The organism is Jiella sp. M17.18, assembly GCF_041027365.1.
Classification (GTDB): Bacteria; Pseudomonadota; Alphaproteobacteria; order Rhizobiales; family Rhizobiaceae; genus VKMB-3413.
Genome location: NZ_JBFTEH010000003.1, coordinates 165,375 through 186,928, shown reverse-complemented (window position 1 = coordinate 186,928; position 21,554 = coordinate 165,375). Strand labels below are relative to the sequence as shown.

Sequence of the window (21,554 nt, the reverse complement as noted above, 5' to 3'; positions counted from 1 at the left end):
GATCAGGGCGCTGGCGGTCGCCTCGGAAGTCTTTCCCCTGATCAAGACGGGCGGCCTCGCCGATGTCGCGGGCGCGCTTCCGGGCGCACTCGCGGAACACGGCATCGAGGTCGCGACCCTCGTGCCCGGCTATCCCGCCGTCATGCGGCAGCTGGGCGAGACCCGCCTGGCGCACCGCTTCGACGACCTGCTCGGCGCTCCCGCCGACGTTCTCGCGGCCAGGGTCGGCGGCCTCGACCTCTTCGTTCTCGACGTGCCGGAACTCTACGACCGGCTGGGCGGCCCCTATACCGACGCGGGCGGCCTCGACCATCCCGACAACTGGCGCCGCTTCGCGGCGCTCGCCAAGGCCGGAGCGGCGATCGGCCAGGGCGCGATCGCAGGCTTCCAGCCGGATATCGTGCATTCGCACGACTGGCAGGCGGCGCTCGCGCCGGTCTATCTCGCCGCCTCCAACCGGCCGCGGCCGAAGACGATCCTGACCATCCACAACCTCGCCTTCCAGGGGAACTACCCCTACAACATCTTCCCACAGCTCGGCCTGCCGCCGACCAACTGGTCGATCGAGGGCGTCGAGTATTACGGCAATGTCGGCTTCCTGAAGGGCGGGCTGCATGCCTGCGACATCGCCACCACCGTCAGCCCGACTTATGCCGACGAGATCGTCACGCCGGAGGGCGGCATGGGTCTCGACGGGCTCCTGCAGGGCCGCGGCGAGCGCCTCGTCGGCATCGTCAACGGGATCGACACCGCCGTCTGGGATCCGCAGACCGATGCGGCGATCGCCAAGCCCTATGCCGCCCGATCGCTGCGCGAGCGCGCGCACAACAAGCGGGCGCTGGAGGGGGAGTTCGGCCTGCGGCGCGAGGACGGTCCGATCTTCGCGGTAGTAAGCCGGCTCACCTGGCAGAAGGGTCTCGATCTCGTCGCCGACATCTGCGACGATCTGGTGGCCCGCGGCGTCCGCCTGGTGGTCGTCGGCTCGGGCGAGGCGATGATCGAGGGCGCCTTCCTCGCCGCCCATGCCCGCCATCCCGACCTGATCGGCGTCAGGATCGGCTATGACGAGACGCTGTCGCACCGCGTCCAGGCCGGCGCCGACGCCATCCTCATCCCCTCGCGCTTCGAGCCCTGCGGCCTCACCCAGCTCTACGGCCTGCGCTATGGCTGCATTCCGGTGGTGGCCAAGGTCGGCGGCCTTGCCGACACGGTGATCGACGCAAATTATGCCGCCGTCAGCGCCGATGCGGCGACGGGCGTCATCTTCTCGCCCCCGTCCGCAGGCGCGCTGCTCAAGGCGGTCGACCGGACGCTGCGGCTCTACCAGGACCAGAAGACCTGGCGGAAGATGCAGAATGCGGCGATGAAGGCCGACGTATCGTGGCGCAAGAGCGCCAAGCTTTATGCCGATCTCTACCGGGATCTTCTGAGAGAACAGCCATGATCGAGACGATCGCCACCACGCCCTATGACGACCAGAAGCCCGGAACGTCGGGCCTGCGCAAGAAGGTGCCGCATTTCCAGCAGCCGAACTATGCGGCGAACTTCATCCAGTCGATCTTCGACGCGGCGGGGCTCTCCGGCGGCGAGACGCTGGTGATCGGCGGCGACGGGCGCTTCTACAACCGCGAGGTCATCCTCACCGCCATCCGGATGGCGGCGGCGAACGGCTACGGCCGGGTGATCGTCGGGCAAGGCGGCCTGCTCTCGACGCCCGCCGCCTCCAACCTCATCCGCAAGCGCGGCGCTTCGGGCGGCATCATTCTGTCGGCGAGCCACAATCCGGGCGGCCCGAACGGCGACTTCGGCATCAAGTACAACATCGCCAATGGCGGCCCGGCACCGGAGAAGATCACCGAGGCGATCTTCGAGAAGACCAAGACGATCAGCCGCTACCGCATCTGGACCGAGACGCCGCCGGACATCTCCAGGCTCGGCGAGGCGAAGCTCGGCGACATGGTGGTCGAGGTGATCGACCCCGTCGCCGACTACGCGGCGCTGATGGAGCAGCTCTTCGACTTCGGCAAGATCCGCGACCTCATCGCCTCCGGCTTCACCCTCGCCTTCGACGCCATGCACGCCGTCACCGGGCCCTATGCCAGGGAGATCCTGGAGAACCGTCTCGGGGCGCCACAGGGGACCGTGCGCAACGGCGTGCCGAAGGAGGATTTCGGCGGCGGCCATCCCGATCCCAACGCCGTCCACGCCGCGGAGCTGATCGGAACCATGATGGGCGATGACGCGCCCGACTTCGGCGCGGCGTCCGACGGCGACGGCGACCGCAACCTGATCATGGGCCGCGGCATCGTCGTCTCGCCCTCCGATTCGCTCGCCGTGCTCGCCGCCAACGCGCATCTGGCGCCCGGCTATGCCGGCGGCATCGCCGGCGTCGCGCGCTCCATGCCGACCAGCCAGGCTGCCGACCGGGTGGCAGAGGCGCGCGGCATCGGCATCTACGAGACGCCGACCGGCTGGAAGTTCTTCGGCAATCTGCTCGACGCCGGCAAGGTGACGATCTGCGGCGAGGAAAGCGCCGGCACCGGTTCCAACCATGTGCGCGAGAAGGACGGTCTGTGGGCCGTGCTGCTCTGGCTCAACATCCTGGCGGAACGGCGCGAGAGCGTGAAGGCGATCATGGAGAGCCACTGGGCCGAATTCGGCCGCACCTTCTACCAGCGCCACGACTACGAGGAGATCGACAAGCGCGCCGCCGACGGGCTGATGGGCTCGCTCCACGACAGGCTGGCCTCGATGGCGGGGCAACGCTTCGGCACGCTGGTCGTCTCGGAGGCCGACGACTTCTCCTACAAGGACCCCGTCGACGGCTCGGTCGCCACCGGCCAGGGCATCCGCATCGTCTTCTCCGGCGGCTCGCGCATCGTCTACCGCCTCTCCGGCACCGGCACCAAGGGCGCGACGCTCCGCGTCTATATCGAGCGCTACGAGAAGGACGTCAGCCGGCACGGCCAGGATCCGGCCGAGGCGCTGAAGGAACTGATCGAGACCGCCGACGCCATCGGCGAGATCCGCAAGCGCACCGGGCGGAGCGAGCCGGACGTGGTGACGTGAGAGCGGATCAGGCGTCAATCGCTTGGGCGCCGTGAGGAAAATCCTCTGCACCAGGGCCTGGACCCGAGCGTGAGCTCTCTTCGAAGTACACGCCGTTGACGTGCTACGTCATCGACGTATGATGCCCGGATGAGGATCGTTCGGCTGCGTCCTTACTTGCGAGCGATGGAGCGGATGGGCCTCGACGATGCGGCAATGCGCCGGGTCGAGGCTGATGTCGCGGCCGCGCCGGCCGCGCATCCGGTCATGACCGGGCTCCGGGGCGTCCGGAAGGCGCGGTTCCGGTTGCCGGGGCGCGGCAAGAGCGGCGGTGGTCGCGTCATCTACTTTCTTGCAGTCGGCGAGGCGATTTACATGATGACCGCCTATCCGAAGAATGAGCGGGACGATCTCTCTGCGGAGCAGCGCAAGGCGATCTTGGCAACGATCGAAAGCATCAAGGGAGGTATCCGATGAGCGACGTAGGCAATGATCTCGTGGAAGCCTTTGCGGAGATCGCGGCGGATCTGCGCGGTGAAACCCGTGCGCAAAGCTATGAAATCCCCTCCGACCTCATGACTCCGGAACGCATTCGCGCCATTCGGCGGCGGGTGGCCTCCTCTACGCGCGCCTTCGAGCGAGAATTCCATGTTCCCGCCCGCACGATGGAGGCTTACGAGCAGGGCCGTCGGCGGCCGGACAAGGCGACCGAGGCCTTGCTTCGCATCATCGACAAGGAGCCCGATGCCGCCCGCAGGGCTCTCGTATCCTAGGCACCGCGCTCAATAAAGTCTTCAGCCAACCCTCGCTCATGACCTTCCAGATCACCGCCGAGCGCGGCATCCCCGAGCGCCCGGGCGCGACCCTGGCCCCTGACGGCACCCACTTCGCCGTCGTCTCGGAGAACGCCGAGGCGATCGAGCTCTGCCTGTTCGATACGGCTGGGACGAAGGAGGTCCAGCGCCTCGCGCTGCCCGGCCGCACGGACGGCGTCTTCTTCGGCTTCGTGCCGGGGCTCAAGGCCGGCACGCGCTACGGCCTGAGGGCGCACGGCGCTTATGCGCCCGACGATGGCTACCGCTTCGACGCGTCGAAGCTGCTCGTCGATCCTTACGCGCTGCAGATCGACCGGCCGTTCCTCTACCACCCGGTGCTCGCCGCGCCGCCGGGCCAGGGCCTCGACAGCGCGCCCTATATGCCGAAGGCGATCGTCGCCGACCCTGCGCGCGATGCGCAGCCCCTGCCCTTTTCGCCGCCCGGCTTCACCTACGAGGTGCTGGTGCGGGCGTTCTCGCAGCGCCATCCGGACATCCCGACCGCGATCCGCGGCACCATCGCCGCGCTCGCCGAGCCGGTGCTCCTCGACCATCTCGAGCGGATCGGCGTCGAGACGGTCGAGCTGATGCCGCTGGCCGCCTGGATCGACGAGGCGCATCTGACACGGCTCGGCCTCACCAACGCCTGGGGCTACAACCCGATCACCCACATGGCGCCGGACCCGCGGCTGGCGCCCGGCGGCCTCGCCGACGTCCGGCGGACGGTCGAGGCGCTGCACGCCCGCGGCATCCGGGTTCTCCTCGACGTCGTGCTCAACCATTCCGGCGAGGGCGACGAGGCCGGGCCGACGCTCTCCTATCGCGGCCTCGACAACTTCCTCTACTACCGCCATGCCGAGGCCGAGCCCGGCATGCTGGTCAACGACACCGGCTGCGGCAACACCTTCGCCGCGCACAGGCCCCCGGTGGCGCGCCTCCTCGTCGACACGCTGCGGAGCTGGGTCGAGACGACCGGCATGGACGGCTTCCGCTACGACCTCGCCACCGTGCTCGGCCGCATGCCGGACGGCTTCTCGCCGCAAGCACCGGTCTTCCGGATGATCGCCGCCGACCCTGTGCTGAAGCACCGCATCCATGTCGCCGAACCCTGGGACATCGGCCCCGGCGGCTATCAGGTTGGGCGCTTCCCGCCGCCCTGGTTCGAATGGCAGGACAAGTTCCGCGACGACGTCCGCCGCTTCTGGCGCGGCGAGGACGGCATGGTCGGCGCGCTGGCGACGCGTCTCGCGGGCTCGGCGGACCTCTACGCGACAAGCGGGCGCCGCCCCTCTTCCGGCGTCAACATGATCGCCGTCCATGACGGCTTCTCGCTCGCCGACCTCGTGGCCTACGAGGAGAAGCACAACGAAGCGAACGGCGAGCAGAACCGCGACGGCCACAACGACAACCATTCCTGGAACCACGGCGTCGAGGGCGAGACAGGCGATCCGGCCGTCATAGAGGCCCGCCGGCGCGATATCCGCGCGCTGCTCGCGACCCTCTTCGTTTCACGCGGGAGCCTGATGCTGGTCGCCGGCGACGAGTTCGCCCGCACGCAGGGCGGCAACAACAACGCCTATTGCCAGGACAACGAGGTCACCTGGCTCGACTGGAGCCGGGCCGACGAGACGCTGACCGCCTTCGTCGCAAGGCTCGCAGCGCTGCGGCGGGCGCATCCGGCGCTGTCCGCCGACCGCTTCCTCACCGGCCAGCCGGCGAAGGGCGGCGACATCCCGGATGTCGTCTGGCTGCGCGAGGACGGCGCGGCGATGACCGAGGCCGACTGGGAACAGCCGGGGCGGCGCCTCCTCGGCATGAGCGTCTTCGTGCCGCAGGCGACCGGTGACACCGGTGCCGAGAGGGCGATCGTCTATCTCAACGCCGCCGAGGACGAGGCGGGGGTCGCACTACCGGCCGCTCGCCCGGGCCGCGTCTTTTCGCTGCAGGTCCGGTCGGACCGGCCGGAGGCTCTGCCACGGCGGCTTGCCGAGGGCGCGCTGCTCGTCGCTGCGCGGTCGGTCGCCATCCTGGTCGAGGAGCGTCTCTGAGGGAGCCGCGGCCCCATCACCAGTCGTCCGACTTCGCCGCCTCCTGCCTCAGCAGTTCCTCGGTGTCTCGCCCGGCATAGAAAACTCGCAGGATCGTGACCCGATCCGGCTCGACGCGATAGGCGACCAGTCAGGTTCGGACCAGGGTGAGGGTCCGGACCTCTGCAGAAAATTCCGGGCGCCGGCGGCCAAGGGGCGGAAAAGCCGAAAGCCGGTTGCACGACTGTCTGACCCTGCGTACGACCCCGATTGCGGCCATCGGGCTGTCTTGCGAAATGAAGTCGTAGATGTGGTCGAGGTCTTCGGCCGCCCTCCGATGGTAGACGACCTCACGCGCCACGCCCGCTGGCCTTCATCCGCTCAGCATGTCGTTCTTCCAGGCGAGAGAAGACGTCGGTGGCCTTGAGGACGGGGCTTTGATCGTCGAGCGCATCCTGGATCCCGGCGCGCATTTCCTCGCCGAGCGGCCAATCTTCCCGCTCGAGCGCCAAGAGGCCGGCCCTCAGCACCTCACTGGCGTCGGCGTAGTCTCCGGAAGCGAGCTGCTCGTCCAGGAGGCGTTGCTCCTCGCCCAGCGTTACCGTGATGCGTCGTTCGGCCGTCATCGTGTATCTCCGCCATTGCCTTCAAGCTAATGACCTTCGAACGACCGCGCCAGCATTCTCAAGCCGTCGTCTCAGCCTCGACGCCCAGCTCTCCCATCATCGTCTCGCGCATGACGAACTTCTGGATCTTGCCGGTCACGGTCATCGGAAAGGCATCGACAAAGCGGATCACCCGCGGCACCTTGTAATGGGCGATCCTGTCGGCGCAGAAGGCGGCGATCTCGTCCTCGTCCAGCGCCGCGCCCTCGGCCGGAATGATCCAGGCGCAGAGCTGCTCGCCGTAGCGCGGGTCGGGCACGCCGAAGACCTGCACGTCGCGGATCTTCGGATGGGTGTAGAGGAACTCCTCGACCTCGCGCGGATAGATGTTCTCGCCGCCGCGGATCACCATGTCCTTGATCCGGCCGACGATGTTGCAATAGCCGGCGGCGTCGATCTCGGCGAGGTCGCCGGTGTGCATCCAGCGCGCCCGGTCGATCGCCGCCGCCGTCATCTCCGCGTCGTCCCAATAGCCGGACATGACGGAATAGCCGCGGGTGAGCAGCTCGCCCCGGACCCCGCGCGGCACCATCCGGCCTTCCGCGTCGACGATCTTCACCTCGACATGCGGATGCACCCGCCCGATGGTCGACACGCGCCGCTCCAGCGGATCGTCGACGGCGCTCTGGAAGCTGACCGGGCTCGTCTCAGTCATGCCGTAGGCGATCGTCACCTCCGGCATGTGCATCTGGCCGAGCACCTTGCGCATCACCTCCACCGGGCAGGGCGATCCCGCCATGATCCCGGTGCGCAGCGAGGTGAGGTCGAAGGCGGAAAAGTCCGGATGATTCAGTTCGGCGATGAACATCGTCGGCACGCCGTAGAGCGCCGTGCAGCGCTCCGCCGCGACCGTCTCCAGGACCGCACGCGGATCGAAGCTCTCGCCGGGGATGACCATCGCCGCGCCGTGGGTGACGGCGCCGAGATTGCCCATCACCATGCCGAAGCAGTGGTAGAAGGGGACCGGAATGCAGATCCGGTCCACCTCGCTCAGCTTCATCGCCTCGCCGACGAAATAGCCGTTGTTGAGGATGTTGTGGTGCGACAGGGTCGCGCCCTTCGGCCGGCCGGTCGTCCCGGAGGTGAACTGGATGTTGATCGGATCGTCGGGCTGCAGCGCCGCCCCGATTTCCGCCAGCCGCGCGCGATGCGCATCGTCCGCCAGCCCCGGAATGTCGGCGAAGTTGAACATGCCGGCCGTCTTGTCGGCCCCCATGCGGATCACGGTCCTGAGGGACGGCAGCCGCGCCGCTGCAAGTTCTCCCGGTCGGCAGTCGGCGAGCTCGGGCGCCAGCGACTGCAGCATGGCGATGTAGTCGCTGGACTTCAGCGCCGGCGACAGGATCAGCGCGGCGCAGCCGACCTTGTTCAGGGCGTATTCCAGCTCGTGCACCCGGTAGGCCGGGTTGATGGTGACGAGGATCAGGCCCAGCTTCGCGGTGGCGAACTGCGCGACCACCCATTCGGTGTTGTTCGCCGACCAGATGCCGATCCGCTCGCCGGGCCTCAGGCCGAGCGCCAGCAGCCCCGCGGCGAAGGCGTCGGCCTCGTCGCGCAACCTCGCCCAGGTCCAGCGCGTGCCCTGATGCGGGACGACCAGCGCCTCGCGCTCGGGAAAACGCGCTGCCGTCTCGTCGAGACAGGCCCCGATGGTGAGGCAGAGGAGCGGCGTCGCGCTCGCTCCGTGCACATAGCTCAAGTCCTGCGTCATCTCCGACCGTCCTCCCGTCTCGTCGCGACCCGCTGGTCAGGCAATGCCCTTTTCGTCGCGCGGCCGGAGCCTCCCGCCTCGGGTCGCGCGTCTCTGCCTCCGGCGTCGGCCCGCCGCGCCGACGTCCGGCCTCAGCTGCCGGGCTCGGTCTCGCCGCCGGCCTCGGCCCAGTCCTTGAAGCCGCCGAGATTGTAGACCTTCTCGTAGCCCATCTCCCGCAGCGTCTTGCCGGCGAGCGCTGCCCGTGCGCCGGCGGCGCAGTAGATCACCACCGGCCGGTCTCTCGCAAAGGCCGGATCCGCCGAGGCGGCGCCGGGATCGGCCTTGAACTCCAGCATGCCGCGCGGCACGTTCAGCGCGCCCTTGGCCTTGCCGGTGGCCGCCACCTCGGCCGGCTCGCGCACGTCGAGGATCAGCGCGTTCTCCTCGGCCGCGAGGCGCTGCGCCTCCTCAGCCGAAATCTTCGGCACGGCGGCATTCGCCGCATCCATCATGTCCTTCATCGATGTCATCGTGGGTCTCCCACCGCGGTTCCGTTCGTCGTCACGGGAGAGGATAGGCGCTTGCGGCCCTCTTGGCGATGCGCGGATGCCGCTCCGGAATCTCTGAACGCCCGGGGCATGCTCCAGCAGAAAGAGCTTGCGGCCGATGTCTGAGGGAGGCGGGACCGGTTCACGCGCGCCCGCCGGCCTCCGCTCCTAAACATTTCTTCGCACATTTAGGCAAAGCTCGCGCGCGTCGCATCTCATTCTCCAGCAACCGGCTCCATTCGATGAAGTTCTCCATAACACGTAAGCTCGCCCTACTAATCGCGTCCGCCGCCTTCCTCAGCATCGTGGCGATGTCGGTCCAGCTTTACTCGCTCCACCAGTCGATGTGGGCGGACCGCAAAGAACTTCTGAAATCGGAAGTTGAGACCGCCCTGACGATCGTCAAGGGCTTTGCCGCACAGGCGGAGAAGGGCGAAATTTCGCAAGCCGATGCCCAGCGGCTGGCGGCATCGGCCGTCCGGTCGATCCGCTACGGCAACAACAACTATTTCTTCATCCACAAATACGACGGCGACGTGGTCGTTCATCCGAATCCGAAGCTGGAGGGGCGGAACGATTGGGACACGGTCGACGCGAATGGCTTTCACCAGACGCGCGATCTGATCGGCCATGCGAAGGAGGGGGGCGGCTTCACCGCTTATGTCTGGCCCCGGCTGAACGAAAAGCAGCCGTCGCCCAAGCTCGCCTATGCCGAGAGCTTCGGGCCCTGGCAGTGGTCGATCGCGACCGGCGTCTATGTCGACGATCTCGACGCGCAATTCCTCGGCCAAGCGAAATTGACGGCGCTCTGGTCCGGCCTCCTGCTGCTCGTGCTCGTCGCCTGCGCCTGGCCGCTGGCCCGGTCGATCTCGCGGCCGATCAACGCCATGACCGCGGCGATGCGGCGCCTCGCCTCGGGCGACAAGAGCGTGGAAGTGCCGGCGGTCGGCCGCGGCGACGAGATCGGCGAGATGGCCGGCGCGGTGCAGGTGTTCAAGGAGCAGGCGATCGAGCGTGACCGCCTCGCCGAGGAGGCCGAGGCGGCGCGGATTTCGCAGGACCAGGCCAAGCAGCGCCAGGCGGCGCTGGACAATGCCAAGGCCGAGGACCTCCGGGCCTTCGTCGGCATGGTCGAGGTGGGCTTCGACCGGCTGTCGGCCGGCGACCTCACCGTGCGCATGGCCGGCCAGGTGGCGCCGGAATTCGAGCCGATCCGGGCCAAGTTCAACGCCTCGGTCGAGGCGCTCGAGGGCGCGATCGGCCAGGTGCTCACCTCGGTCGGCTCGATCCGCACCGGGCTTTCCGAGATCACCATCGCCTCCGGCGACCTCGCCCAGCGCACCGAGCAGCAGGCGGCGAGCCTGGAGGAGACGGTGGCGGCGCTCGGCGAGGTGACCGGGGCGGTGAACCAGACCGCCGACGGCGCCGGCAATGCCCAGAAGGTGGCGAGCGCGGCCCGCGAGAAGGCCGCAAAGGGCGGCGCCATCGTCGCCCGGGCGGTCGAGGCGATGAGCGAGATCGAGGCCTCGTCCAACCAGATCGGCCAGATCATCTCGGTGATCGACGAGATCGCCTTCCAGACCAACCTCCTCGCCCTGAACGCTGGCGTCGAGGCGGCGCGCGCGGGCGAGGCCGGCAAGGGCTTCGCGGTGGTCGCGCAGGAGGTGCGGGGCCTTGCCCAGCGCTCGGCGGAGGCGGCCAAGGAGATCAAGGGGCTGATCCAGGCATCCGGCGAACAGGTCGGGCGGGGCGTCGAGCTGGTGACGGCGTCGGGCCAGTCGCTGGAGGAGATCGTCGCGGAGGTCTCCTCGATGACCGAGGTGATCGCGACGATCGCCGCCTCGGCGCGCGAGCAGGCGGTGAGCCTGCGGGAAGTCTCGACGGCTGCCGACCAGATGGACAAGGTGACCCAGCAGAACGCCGCGATGGTGGAAGAGTCCACCGCGGCGGCGCAGACGCTGGCGGCCGAGACCGACGAGCTGGCAGCGGCGATCACGAAGTTCAAGACCAAGAGCGCAACGGCTTCGGCAAAGCGCGCCCAGCCGGCCACCCAGGCGCCGGCGCCTCGCCCTGCCGCCGCGCGCGCCGTGCCGCAGCTGCGCGCCTCGGGATCGGGCGGCGCCGCCCGCAAGCCCGCGGCCGCAACAGCCGAGGAGAGCTGGGAGGAGTTCTGAGCCCTCGCCGCCGCTGCGAGACTCGCGATCGCAATCGAAGGGCCGGCCGCAACGCCGGCCCTTTTCGTATCGCCGCCCAGCGCTGGCGGAGATCGCGCGGGCCCGGCCGGATCCGCCGCCACAGCAGCCCGGCGGGCCGTCTTTGGTCGGCCGCTTGTCCACACGCCATGCTCCCATGGCGTTTGAAGCCGCTCGACGGCTGCCGTAAAAGGGGCGCTCAGTCGCCGATGCGATTCCGGCCGGAGCCGTCCCTTGCCCATCGTCCAGCTCGACGAACACCTGATCGACCAGATCGCCGCCGGCGAGGTGGTCGAGCGGCCGGCGAGCGTCGTCAAGGAGTTGGTCGAGAACGCCCTCGACGCCGGCGCCAAGCGGATCGAGATCGCGACCGCCGGCGGCGGCAAGACGCTTCTCAGGGTCACCGACGACGGCACCGGCATCGCGAAGGGCGAGCTCGCTCTCGCGGTGCGCCGCCACTGCACCTCCAAGCTCGCCGGCGGGCTGGAGCAGATCGCGACGCTCGGCTTTCGCGGCGAGGCGCTGCCCTCGATCGGTTCGGTCGCGCGGCTGACGCTGAAGTCGCGGGCGTCCGGCGCGCCGGACGCCTTCGAGATCGCGGTCGACAACGGCCGCTGCGACGGCCCGCGCCCGGCGGCGCTGTCCAGAGGCACGGTCGTCGAGGTGCGCGACCTCTTCCACGCCGTCCCGGCGCGGCTGAAATTCCTGAAGAGCGACCGGGCCGAGAGCGCCGCGATCACCGACGTCGTCCGGCGGCTGGCGATCGCCGCGCCCGCCGTGCGCTTCGAGATCGCCGGGCCGGACCGCTCGACAACGATCTTCGAGTCCGCCGCGCTCGATCCGCTGTCGCGCATCGCCGACGTCCTGTCGGGCGAATTCGCCGAGAATTCCGTGCCGATCGATGCGCTGCGCGAGGGCGTCGCGCTCGCCGGCCATGCCGGCCTGCCGACCTACAACCGCGGCAACGGCCTCGCGCAGTATTTCTACGTCAACGGCCGGCCGGTGCGCGACAAGATGCTGATCTCGGCGCTGCGCGGCGCCTATGCCGACGTCATCGCCAAGGACCGCCATCCCGTCGCCGTCCTGTTCCTGACGCTCGATCCGGCGCTGGTCGACGTCAACGTCCACCCGGCCAAGGCCGATGTCCGGTTTCGCGATCCGGGCCTGGTGCGCGGCCTCGTCGTCGGCGCCATCCGCCAGGCCTTTGCCGAAGCGGGCCTGCGGTCCTCCACCGCCGGCGCGAACGGGCTGATGGCCCGCATGCGGCCGGCGGCGCCCCCGAGCGTCACGCCGGCGCCGCGGCGCTTCGACGGCTTTGCCCCCGGCGGCTTCTCGGCGCCGCGGCAGGCGGAGTACGATGCGGGCGCGTCGCCCTTCCGGCCGTTGGACGCGCAGGCAGCGGATCGCGCCGATGCGCCCGTGCTCCACCGGACAGCTGCCGAGGCCCAACCTGCGGCAGCGTCCAACGGCGCCTTCAATCCTTCGGCCGCTCCCGACACCGGGGGCGCACCATCGCCGGGTCCCTTCGCCGAGGCTGCGGTCTCGGGGCAGCCGGAGCAGGCCGATCACGGCGAACGCTATCCGCTCGGCGCGGCGCGGGCGCAGCTGCACGGCAACTTCATCGTCGCCGAAACGCGGGACGGCCTCGTCATCGTCGACGCCCATGCCGCACACGAACGCCTGACCTATGAGGCGCTGAAGGCGGCGCTCTACGGCAAGACGATCGCCTCGCAGCTCCTGCTCATCCCGGAGATCGTCGATCTGCCGGAGGACGACGCCGACCGGCTGGCGGAGAGCGCCGAGACCCTCGCCGCCCTCGGTCTTTCGCTGGAGCGCTTCGGTCCGGGCGCTGTCGCGGTGCGCGAGACGCCGGCGATCCTCGGCCAGGTGGACGTTGGCCGCCTGATCCGGGACCTCGCCGACGAACTCGCCGATTTCGGCACCGCCGACACGGTGAGGAGCCGCATCGACCACGTCGCCGCGACCATCGCCTGCCACGGCTCGGTGCGGACGGGCCGGCAGCTGCGCCCGGACGAGATGAACGCGCTGTTGCGCGAGATGGAGGTGACGCCCGGTGCCGGCCAGTGCAATCACGGCCGCCCGACCTTCATCGAGCTGAAGCTTTCCGACATCGAGACGATGTTCGGGCGGAGGTAGACGCCGGAGCGCTTTGCCGGGAATTTGATTTTCGCGGAAAAACGCCATACCTCCCGGCGACGTCCTTCCGCCTGCAGCCGCGCCTTGCCGTGGCTGCCGCGGCCAGTCGAGAAGCTTCATGAACCGCATCGACAACACCGGCGAAGCCAAGCTTCGCTATGCCACTCCCGACTTCCAGATCGTGCGTCCCGGCGCCTATGTGCGCTGCGCCGTCACCGGCGAGGCGATCCCGCTGGACCTTCTGAAATACTGGAGCGTCGAGCGCCAGGAAGCCTATGTCGACGCCGCGGCATCCTTCCGCCGCGAGATCGAGAGCCGCAACTCCCGGGCGCGCTGACGTCAGCCGAGCTTGCGCCGCCGAAAGGCGGCAAGCGCCTCGCGGATCACCCGTTCGCCGATGCTCTGCGGCATGAAGACGAGTTCGACGTCGAGGATGTCGCACTCCTTCAGGAAAAGCCGGGCGGCTTCTCCGCCGGTCGCGAGCCGCACCGCATCCTTGCGCGTGGTGACGAGCTGCAGGCCCGACCGCCAGGCGTTCGCGGACAGGCCATCCATGTCGTCGCGGGTGAACATGTGATGGTCGGGAAAGTCCTGCGTCTCGGCCACTTCGGCGCCGACGCTGCGCAGCGAGGCGTAGAACTTCTCCGGATCGGCGATCCCCGCGAAGGCGAGCACGCGCATGCCGGCGAAGCGCTGCGGCTCCAGCGGCTCGAGCCGCGCCTCGAAGATCGGCTTGTTCGCCCGCGCCGTCTGCCGGATCGCCGCGTCGCCGCCCGACCCCTCGCCGATCACCAGCAGCGCGTCGGCATGGCGGATCTGGTCGATCAGCGGTGCGCGCACCGGCCCCGCCGGGATGACGGCGCCGTTGCCGAGGCCGCGCCGGGCATCGAGCGCGATCAGCGCATAGTCGATCCTGAGGCGCATCGACTGGAAGCCGTCGTCCATGATGACGAGGTCGCAGCCCCGCTCGCGCTTCAACAGTTCGGCCGCCTGCCGCCGGTCGGTGGCGACGGCGGTCGGCGCGACCGCAGCGAGCAGCAGCGGCTCGTCGCCGACGGCCGAGACGCCGTGGTGGTCCGGGTCGATGAGCATCGCGTCGGAGCGCGAGCGGCCATGGCCGCGCGAGACGAAACCGGGCGTCAGGCCCATCCGCACCGCCGCGCGCCCGAGCGCCAGCGCCGTCGGCGTCTTGCCGCCGCCGCCGACGGTGAAGTTGCCGACGCAGACGACGGGAACGCCGACATCGGCGCGCCGGCCGCGCTCGAGATTTCGCCGCGCGACGCGGCCGTAGACGAAGGCCGCCGGTGCGAGCAGGCGCCGCGACAGCGAGCGCTCGTCCCACCAGAAGGGCGGCGTCTCGCGGTCCATCATCGAACGAGCGCGCCCCGGCCCTGCTTCTCGAGATTCACCGAGAGCTTCAGGGGATGCAGGAAGGGATGGAGCGCCTGCAGGCTCCGCTCCAGCGCGCCGCGCATCTCCTCCACCGTCCCGGAGGCCGCGCGGGCCATCTTCAGCCGCGTCGCCGGCTCCTGCAGAAGCTGGTCCACCGCCGCCGTCAGGCCGTCGCCATCGCGCACCAAGCGCGCACCGCCGTTCCTCAGCAGACGCTGATACGCGTCGCGGAAGTTCTGGACGTAGCGCCCGGACAGGATCACCGTCGCCAGCATCGCCGCCTCCAGCGGGTTCTGGCCGCCCTCCGCCGCGATCGACTTGCCGAGAAAGGCGATCTCGGTGAGGCGCAGATAAAGACCCATCTCGCCCATCGTGTCGCCAAGGAAGATGTCGGTCCCCGGCTCCGGCACCTCGCCGCGGCTGCGCCGCGCGACCTTCAGGCCCATGCCGAACAGCGTCTTCTCGATCTCGTCCGCCCGGGTCGGATGGCGCGGCACCACGATCGTGCAGAGCCCGGGATGATGCGGCGACAGCGCCCGGTGCGCTGCGCCGACGATCGCTTCCTCGCCGGCATGGGTCGAGAGCGCGGCCCAGCGCGGCCGGTCGCCCAGCGCGTCGGCCAGTTCCGTCAGCGCCGCCGCATCGGCGGGCAGCGGCCCGGCATCCGCCTTCAGATTGCCGGCGACCGACACGGCATGCGCGCCGAGCAGGTGAAAACGCTCGGCGTCGATCTCCGACTGGGCGACGACATGGGCGAGGCCCTCGAACAGCGTCTCGGCGAGCCGCGGGGCGTTCTTCCAGCGCTGGAACGAGCGGTCGGACAGGCGGGCATTGACCAGCACCTGCGGGATCCGCCGCCGGCGCAGCTCCACCATGGTCATCGGCCAGATCTCGCTCTCCGCGACGATCGCGACGTCCGGCCGCCAATGGTTCAGGAAGCGCGCGATGCAGGGCTTCAGGTCGAGCGGGACATATTGATGGATGACGCTGTCCGACAGTCGCTCGGCGACGAGGTCGGCGGAGGTCGTGGTGCCGGTGGTCATCAGCACGGTGACACCGTCGGCGGCGATGCGGCGGGCGAGTGGCGCCACGGCCGCACTCTCGCCGACGCTCGCCGCGTGCAGCCAGACCAGCGGCCCGTCCTGCGGCCGCGCCATGCCGGCATAGCCGTAGCGCTCGCGCCGGCGGCGGCGGTCTTCCTTGCCGCGGGAGACGCGGTAGCCGACATAGGGGCCGATCATCGGATAGGCGAGCACGCCCGCAAGTCCGTAGGCGGCGAGCGCGAGGCGGGTCATGGCGTCGCTCACGCCGGCTCCTCGGCAGTGCTGCGCCGGACGAGGCGCTCGGCTTCGACGTTCGCCGCCTCGATGGCACGGGTGACCTCGCGGCGCTTCTCCTCCAGAAGCGCGTCGTCGGCATCGGCGGGCACGGTGATCGACGGCCCCATCACGACTGCGATGCGGCCGAAGGGCAGCGGCACGCGGGTCTTGTCCCAGGACCGCTCCACCACGTGATGGCGGCTGGTCACGGCGGCGGAGGGCACGATCGGCCGGCCGGAGATCTTGGCGAGGGTGACGATGCCGAGGCCGGCCTCGCGCGGCGTCCCCTTCGGCACATCGGCGATCATGCAGACACCGGTCCCGGCGGCCAGCGCCCGGCGCAGGGCGACGAGCGCCCGCGCGCCGCCCTTCTCGCGCAGCCGACGGCCGACGACGTCCGCCCGTCCGCCCGAGCCGCGCACCGTCGCGATGCCGAAGCGCTCGACCACGGCGGCGTTCACCGCGGCGTCGCCGCTGCGCGACAGGAGCGCCACGTAAGGCAGCGAGCGCGGCCGGAAGAAGGGGGCAAGGAGGTGCTGGCCGTGCCAGAGGCCGACGATCGCCGGATGCTCCACCGTCAGCCGCGCGACATAGTCCGCCGAGCCGGGGACGGGCGTCTGGGTGCGGTGGACGAAATGCAGGAGATGGTAGAGCGAGGCGCCGAAGATCGACACTGCCGGAGCCGACCGGCTGAACTCGCGCAGGAGCCGCCGCCGCTTGCGCCGGGGGCGCGCCGGAGCGCCGGCGAACGCCGCAGCCTCGCCCGGGCCGCCCGCATGCGAATCATCCGCCATCTCTCGGTCCACCGTGATCGTCGCGGCCTTTCCTCAGGACGCCTGCGGATCCAGCAGACGGTGCATGTGGACGATGAAGTAGCGCATATGCGCGTTGTCCACGGTCTGCTGCGCCTTGCCGCGCCATGCCGCCAGGGCCGACGCGTAGTCGGGGTAAATTCCGACGATATCAAGGCTGTCGAGGTCCTTGAACTCGGTCTTGCCGAGCTCCTTCAGCTCGCCGCCGAAGACGAGGTGGAGAAGCTGCTTGGGCTGTTGTTCCTGCACGGATGGGCTCCTTTTTTCGCGCCTGGACGAGGCAGGGCGTCAGTCGGGAATCGTCTCGACCAGTCTGCGCAGCCGCCGGGTGGCGTCGTGCGAGCCGGCCATCAGCAGGCCATGCCGCCTGCCTTCGCGTCTGTAAAGGGTGGCGTTGCCGCCGCGGTCGCAGAGCAGGCCGCCGGCCCGCTCGATCAGAAGGTCCGCCGCAGCGATGTCCCAGTCGTTGGCGCGCGAGCGGATCAGCGTCGCGTCGAGATCGCCGCAGGCGACCAGCGCCAGGCGATAGGCGAGCGACGGGATCGGATGTTCCGGCCGGATCGCCCCCGCAGGCTCGCTGCCGAGCTTCTTGCGCAGACTGCCGGGCACCGCGACCGACATCGTCGCCGTCTCGCCGGGCTGCGTCACCCGGCAGACGGCGCCGTTGCGGGTCGGCTCTCCGCCGGCCGTCGCCTCGAAGCGGTCGCCGAGCGCCGGGGCGACGAGGACGCCTGCGACCGGACGGCCGGCTTCGACGACGGCGATCGAGACGCACCAGGTGTCCTCGCCGCGCAGATAGGCCCTCGTGCCGTCGATCGGATCGACCACGAAGAAGCGGCCCGCGGTGTCGTCCCGCTCCGGCCGCTCAGTCTCCTCCGAAACCCAGCCGTAATCCGGCCGGGCGCCGATCAGCGCGTCCTTCAGGAAGCGGTCGACGGCATAGTCGGCCTCCGAAACCGGCGAGTCGCCCTCCTTGTACCAGACCTGCGGATCGCGGCGGAAGAAGCCCATGGCGATGGCGCCGGCCTCCTCGGCGGCCTGCCGGATCAAGCGAAGGTCGTCGGCATGCTCCGTCAACTCAGCGGCCCGCCACCGTCATCTTCTCGATCCTGAGCGTCGGCGCGACGATCGAGAAGCGCTCGTCGAGATCGTTCGCGGCGGTCAGCGACAGGAGCATGTCGCGGACATTGCCGGCGATCGTCAGCTCGGAGACCGGCGTCGTCAGCTCGCCGTTCTCGATCAGGAATCCGGTCGCGCCGCGCGAATAGTCGCCGGTGACCATGTTGACGCCCTGGCCGATCAGCTCGTGGACATAGATGCCGTTGCCGGTCTCGCGGATCAGGTCCTCCGGCGACTGGCTCCCGGCCGACAGGATGACGTTCGAGGAGGATGGCGAAACGCCGCCCGACGAGCGCGAGGCGCGGCCGTTGGTCGAAAGGCCCAGTTCGCGGGCGGTGGCCGTGTCGAGCACCCAGCTCTTCAGGATGCCGTCCTCGACCAGCGCCATCCGCTCGCCACGCACGCCCTCGCCGTCGAAGGCGCGCGAGCCGGCGCGGCGCGGCAGCAACGGATCGTCGATCAGCGTCATCGACGTCGGCAGCACCTGCTCCCCCATCCGGTCCTTGAGGAAGCTGGTGCCGCGGGCGATCGCCGCGCCGTTGATCGCGCCGACGAGGCTGCCGATCAGGCCGCGGGCGATGCGCGGATCGAAGACGATGGGATAGCTGCCGGTCTTTGGCAGCTTCGGATCGAGACGGCGCACCGTGCGCTCGCCGGCGCGCCGGCCGATCGTCTCCGGCGCTTCGAGATCGCCGTAGTGGATGCGCGAGTCGAAGTCGTAGTCGCGCTCCATCTTCACGCCTTCGCCGGCGATGACGCTGACCGAGCGCGAGAAGCCCGAGCGCATGCGGTGGCCGGAGAAGCCGGACGAGGTCGCGAGCACGAGGCCGGAAGCGCCGGCCGAGACCGACGCGCCGCCGGAATTGGTCACGCCGGACACGGCGCGCGCGGCGTCTTCCAGCGCCAGGGCCTGCTCGACCATTTCCTCGCTGGAGAGGCTCGTCGGATCGTAGAGGTCGAGATCGATGTCGCCCTCCGCCAGCCGGTCCGCATCCGCGAGGCCGGCATAGGCGTCCTCCGGCGAGACCCTGGCCATGGCGACGGCGCGTTCGGCGAGGCGGCCGACGTCGGCGTCGATATTGGCCGAGACGGTGGAAACGCGCTGTCCGACGAAGACGCGCAGCGCCAGATCCTCGCTCTCGGCGCTCTCGGTATCCTCGACCTTGCCGAGCCGAACCGACACGGAGCGGCCGAACGAACGCACCACCGCAGCGTCGGCAGCGTCCGCCCCGGCGCGCTTGGCGGCATCGATCAGTCGTTCGGCGACGGCGACGAGCCGTCTCGTATCTTCGTCCATGAGCCTGCCTGCTGGTTTTCGTGCGGGAACCATCTATCCTTGCGGCGCAATGCCCATCAAGCCGCTTGTGCTGCGCTGCAAAGGCTCCGCCAGGGCCTTCAGATAGGATCGAGACGAGGCAATTGGAACACGGCGCGACGGCCATTTTCCTGGAAGTGGTGCTGCTTCTCGGCGGCGGCATCGTCGCCGCGACGCTGTTCAAGCGGATCGGGCTCGGCACGGTGCTCGGCTATCTCTTCGCCGGCATCCTGCTCGGACCGGTGTTCCGGCTGATCGGCCAGGGCGAGGAGCTGCTGTCGATCGGCGAGCTCGGCGTCGTCTTCCTCCTGTTCATCATCGGCCTCGAACTGAAGCTCAGCCGGCTCTGGGCGCTGCGGCGCCAGATCTTCGGCGTCGGCGCGGCGCAGGTGATCCTGACCGGCGCGGTGCTGGCGGGCACCGCCTACGGACTCGGCGTCGGCGCCAGCGCCGCGATCGTCATCGGCTTCGGCCTCGCTTTGTCCTCCACGGCCTTCGGTCTGCAGCTCCTCGACGAAGCCGGCGAGACGAACACGCGGCATGGCCAGACCGCCTTCTCGGTGCTCCTGTTCCAGGACCTCGCGGTCGTCCCGCTGCTCGCCGCGCTGCCGTTCCTCGCGCCGTTCTCCGGCGGTGTCTCGATCGAACTGCGCCAGGTCGCGATCTCGGCCGGCGCCTTCCTCGTGCTCGTCGTCGGCGGGCGCTATCTCCTCAACCCGTTGTTCCGGCTGATGGCGAGCGCCGGCGCGCGCGAGGTCATGCTGGGCACGGCGCTGTTCGTGGTGCTGGGCTCGGCGATGCTGATGGCGGCGGCCGGCTTCTCCATGGCGATGGGCGCCTTCATCGCCGGCGTGCTGCTGGCCGAATCCACCTATCGGCACGAGCTGGAAGCCAATATCGAGCCGTTCCGCGGCCTGCTGCTCGGCCTGTTCTTCATCGGCGTCGGCCTGTCGCTGAACCTGGCCGTCATCCGCGAGCACTGGCTGGCGATCCTCCTCGTCGCCCCGGTGCTGATGGTGGTGAAGGCGGCGCTGCTTTACGGTCTCGGCCGCGCCTTCGGCGAGGGCCATGCGCGGGCGGTGCGGGTCGCCGCGCTGCTGTCGCAGGCCGGCGAGTTCGGCTTCGTACTGTTCAGCGCGGCGGCGGCGGAACGGATCTTCGCGGAAGAGACGTCCTCGCTGCTCGTCGCCATCGTCACCCTGTCCATGGCGCTGACGCCGCTCGCGACCTATCTCGGCCGCCGCTTCATCCGGGCGGACGAGGAGGAACAGATCGACGAGGATTTCGACGGCGCAGGCTCCGACGTCCTGATGATCGGCTTCTCGCGCTTCGGCCAGATCGTCGCGCAGGTTCTGCTGTCGAGCGGCATCGACGTGACCATTCTCGACTCCTCGGCCGACCGGATCCGCACCGCCGAGCGCTTCGGCTTCCGCATCTATTTCGGCTCGGGCATGCGCAAGGACGTGCTGGAGGCCGCCGGCATCCGCCGCGCCAAGCTCGTCGCGGTCTGCACCAACAAGCGCGAGACGACCGACCGCGTGGTCGACCTCATCCGCTCCGAATTCCCGAATGTCAGCCTTTATGTCCGCTCCTACGACCGGGCACACGCGCTGTCGCTTCGGGCCCGCGGCGTCGACTACGAGATCCGCGAGACGGTCGAATCGGCGCTCGCCTTCGGCGGCGCGACGATCGAGGCGCTGGGGGTCGAGGATCAGCTGGCCGCCCGCATCGTCGCCGACGTGCGCCAGCGCGACACCGCGCGGCTGAAGCTGCAGGAGGCGGAAGGCATCTACGCCGGCAACGACATGATGACGACGCATGTGGTCACGCCCGAGCCGCTGGTGAAGCCGCGCCCGTCGCTGCATGCCGTCGAAAAGATGCCGGAGGCGGAAGACACGGGGCCGCTGATCGAGGATGATGCGCCCCTCAAGCGCAGGCGCGGCCGGCCCTTTGCCGGCCGCCGCAGAACCCCAGACAAGGTCACGTCCCGATGAGCATCACGCCCTTCCACCTCGCCTTCCCCGTCCGCGATCTCGAGGAGACGCGGGCCTTCTATCAGGACGTGCTCGGCGCCAGGATCGGCCGCCCCTCGGACACCTGGGTGGACTTCGATCTCTTCGGCCACCAGCTCTCCGCCCACCGGCGGCCGGACGCCGGTGCGGCGGCGGCGGACGCGTCCGGCCAGGTGGACGGCCATGCCGTGCCGATCCCGCATTTCGGCGTGGTGCTGGCGATGCCCGACTGGCAGGCGCTCGCCGACCGGCTGACGGCGCGCGACGATGTCGCCTGGGTGGAAAAGCCGATGGTGCGCTTCAAGGGCGAGCCCGGCGAACAGGCGACGCTGTTCCTCAAGGACCCTTCCGGCAACGCGCTGGAGTTCAAGGGATTTTCCGACATGGCGGCCGTCTTCGCCCATTGAGGCTTCGGGGGGCGGCGCGCGCCGGCGCGGCGC

General features: G+C 69.6%; 20 protein-coding genes. 10 read left to right on the top strand and 10 right to left on the bottom strand.

Annotation, left to right across the window (positions count from 1 at the left end; all coding sequences use genetic code 11):
- The first annotated feature begins 1 nt into the window (after position 1).
- From glgA to glgX, 5 genes are all read left to right on the top strand, one after another.
- Positions 2–1,444 carry a glycogen synthase GlgA gene (gene glgA / locus AB5S17_RS07310; RefSeq protein ID WP_369238320.1) on the top strand — a complete coding sequence of 481 codons (1,443 nt, stop codon included), beginning with the start codon at positions 2–4 and terminating at the stop codon, positions 1,442–1,444.
- Positions 1,441–3,069: an alpha-D-glucose phosphate-specific phosphoglucomutase gene (locus AB5S17_RS07305; protein WP_369237724.1), complete on the top strand. Its 1,629-nt coding sequence runs from the start codon at positions 1,441–1,443 to the stop codon at positions 3,067–3,069. The genes glgA and AB5S17_RS07305 overlap by 4 nt, the downstream gene beginning before the upstream one ends.
- A 129-nt stretch (positions 3,070–3,198) precedes the next feature.
- On the top strand, positions 3,199–3,525 hold the full coding sequence (locus AB5S17_RS07300; protein WP_369237722.1) for a type II toxin-antitoxin system RelE/ParE family toxin: 327 nt from the start codon (positions 3,199–3,201) through the stop codon (positions 3,523–3,525).
- Entirely contained in the window at positions 3,522–3,821 is a 300-nt protein-coding gene (locus tag AB5S17_RS07295) for a helix-turn-helix domain-containing protein (RefSeq protein ID WP_369237720.1), read from the top strand. The genes AB5S17_RS07300 and AB5S17_RS07295 overlap by 4 nt, the downstream gene beginning before the upstream one ends.
- A gap of 38 nt (positions 3,822–3,859) precedes the next feature.
- The gene (gene glgX / locus AB5S17_RS07290) at positions 3,860–5,911 is read left to right on the top strand and encodes a glycogen debranching protein GlgX (protein ID WP_369237718.1); all 2,052 of its coding nucleotides are present in this window, start codon (positions 3,860–3,862) and stop codon (positions 5,909–5,911) included.
- Between the two features lie 130 nt (positions 5,912–6,041).
- On the opposite strand, the gene AB5S17_RS07285 is transcribed toward glgX, so the two are convergent.
- The 4 genes from AB5S17_RS07285 to AB5S17_RS07270 form a co-directional block, all read right to left on the bottom strand.
- Entirely contained in the window at positions 6,042–6,251 is a 210-nt protein-coding gene (locus tag AB5S17_RS07285; RefSeq protein ID WP_369237716.1) for a type II toxin-antitoxin system RelE/ParE family toxin, read from the bottom strand.
- The gene (locus tag AB5S17_RS07280; RefSeq protein ID WP_369237714.1) at positions 6,241–6,516 is read right to left on the bottom strand and encodes a type II toxin-antitoxin system ParD family antitoxin; all 276 of its coding nucleotides are present in this window, start codon (positions 6,514–6,516) and stop codon (positions 6,241–6,243) included. The genes AB5S17_RS07285 and AB5S17_RS07280 overlap by 11 nt, the downstream gene beginning before the upstream one ends.
- A 58-nt stretch (positions 6,517–6,574) precedes the next feature.
- Entirely contained in the window at positions 6,575–8,266 is a 1,692-nt protein-coding gene (locus tag AB5S17_RS07275; protein ID WP_369237712.1) for an AMP-binding protein, read from the bottom strand.
- 131 nt (positions 8,267–8,397) lie between these two features.
- Positions 8,398–8,778: a rhodanese-like domain-containing protein gene (locus AB5S17_RS07270; protein WP_369237710.1), complete on the bottom strand. Its 381-nt coding sequence runs from the start codon at positions 8,776–8,778 to the stop codon at positions 8,398–8,400.
- Positions 8,779–9,038: 260 nt separating this feature from the next.
- Between AB5S17_RS07270 and AB5S17_RS07265 the strand changes: the two genes are divergently transcribed.
- The 3 genes from AB5S17_RS07265 to AB5S17_RS07255 all read left to right on the top strand — a co-directional run bounded on the left by AB5S17_RS07265 (position 9,039) and on the right by AB5S17_RS07255 (position 13,482).
- Positions 9,039–10,970: a methyl-accepting chemotaxis protein gene (locus AB5S17_RS07265; protein WP_369237708.1), complete on the top strand. Its 1,932-nt coding sequence runs from the start codon at positions 9,039–9,041 to the stop codon at positions 10,968–10,970.
- 252 nt (positions 10,971–11,222) lie between these two features.
- The gene (mutL, locus tag AB5S17_RS07260; protein WP_369237706.1) at positions 11,223–13,145 is read left to right on the top strand and encodes a DNA mismatch repair endonuclease MutL; all 1,923 of its coding nucleotides are present in this window, start codon (positions 11,223–11,225) and stop codon (positions 13,143–13,145) included.
- A gap of 118 nt (positions 13,146–13,263) precedes the next feature.
- On the top strand, positions 13,264–13,482 hold the full coding sequence (locus AB5S17_RS07255) for a DUF2093 domain-containing protein (RefSeq protein ID WP_369237704.1): 219 nt from the start codon (positions 13,264–13,266) through the stop codon (positions 13,480–13,482).
- A gap of 2 nt (positions 13,483–13,484) precedes the next feature.
- Here AB5S17_RS07255 and lpxK read toward each other — a convergent pair whose 3' ends face one another.
- From lpxK to AB5S17_RS07225, 6 genes are read right to left on the bottom strand one after another with little or no spacing between them, the layout of a single operon-like run.
- Positions 13,485–14,516, bottom strand: a complete 1,032-nt coding sequence (gene lpxK / locus AB5S17_RS07250) for a tetraacyldisaccharide 4'-kinase (RefSeq protein ID WP_369237702.1) — start codon at positions 14,514–14,516, stop codon at positions 13,485–13,487.
- Entirely contained in the window at positions 14,513–15,832 is a 1,320-nt protein-coding gene (gene waaA / locus AB5S17_RS07245) for a lipid IV(A) 3-deoxy-D-manno-octulosonic acid transferase (protein ID WP_369238318.1), read from the bottom strand. Before waaA ends, lpxK begins: the two co-directional genes overlap by 4 nt.
- A gap of 8 nt (positions 15,833–15,840) precedes the next feature.
- Positions 15,841–16,650 carry a lysophospholipid acyltransferase family protein gene (locus AB5S17_RS07240; protein WP_369237700.1) on the bottom strand — a complete coding sequence of 270 codons (810 nt, stop codon included), beginning with the start codon at positions 16,648–16,650 and terminating at the stop codon, positions 15,841–15,843.
- A 33-nt stretch (positions 16,651–16,683) separates the two neighbouring features.
- A complete protein-coding gene (locus AB5S17_RS07235; RefSeq protein WP_369237698.1) occupies positions 16,684–16,917 on the bottom strand; it encodes a DUF4170 domain-containing protein in 234 nt (77 codons plus the stop codon).
- A gap of 39 nt (positions 16,918–16,956) precedes the next feature.
- Positions 16,957–17,718: a 3'(2'),5'-bisphosphate nucleotidase CysQ gene (locus tag AB5S17_RS07230; RefSeq protein ID WP_369237696.1), complete on the bottom strand. Its 762-nt coding sequence runs from the start codon at positions 17,716–17,718 to the stop codon at positions 16,957–16,959.
- Between the two features lie 28 nt (positions 17,719–17,746).
- Positions 17,747–19,084: a TldD/PmbA family protein gene (locus AB5S17_RS07225; protein ID WP_369237694.1), complete on the bottom strand. Its 1,338-nt coding sequence runs from the start codon at positions 19,082–19,084 to the stop codon at positions 17,747–17,749.
- Positions 19,085–19,206: 122 nt separating this feature from the next.
- Here AB5S17_RS07225 and AB5S17_RS07220 point away from each other — a divergent pair, with 122 nt between their 5' ends.
- Together AB5S17_RS07220 and AB5S17_RS07215 are read left to right on the top strand one after the other, a co-directional pair.
- Entirely contained in the window at positions 19,207–21,096 is a 1,890-nt protein-coding gene (locus AB5S17_RS07220; protein WP_369237692.1) for a monovalent cation:proton antiporter-2 (CPA2) family protein, read from the top strand.
- 2 nt (positions 21,097–21,098) lie between these two features.
- Positions 21,099–21,521, top strand: coding sequence for a VOC family protein (locus AB5S17_RS07215; protein WP_369238316.1), 423 nt, complete (start codon positions 21,099–21,101; stop codon positions 21,519–21,521).
- Positions 21,522–21,554: the final 33 nt, after the last annotated feature.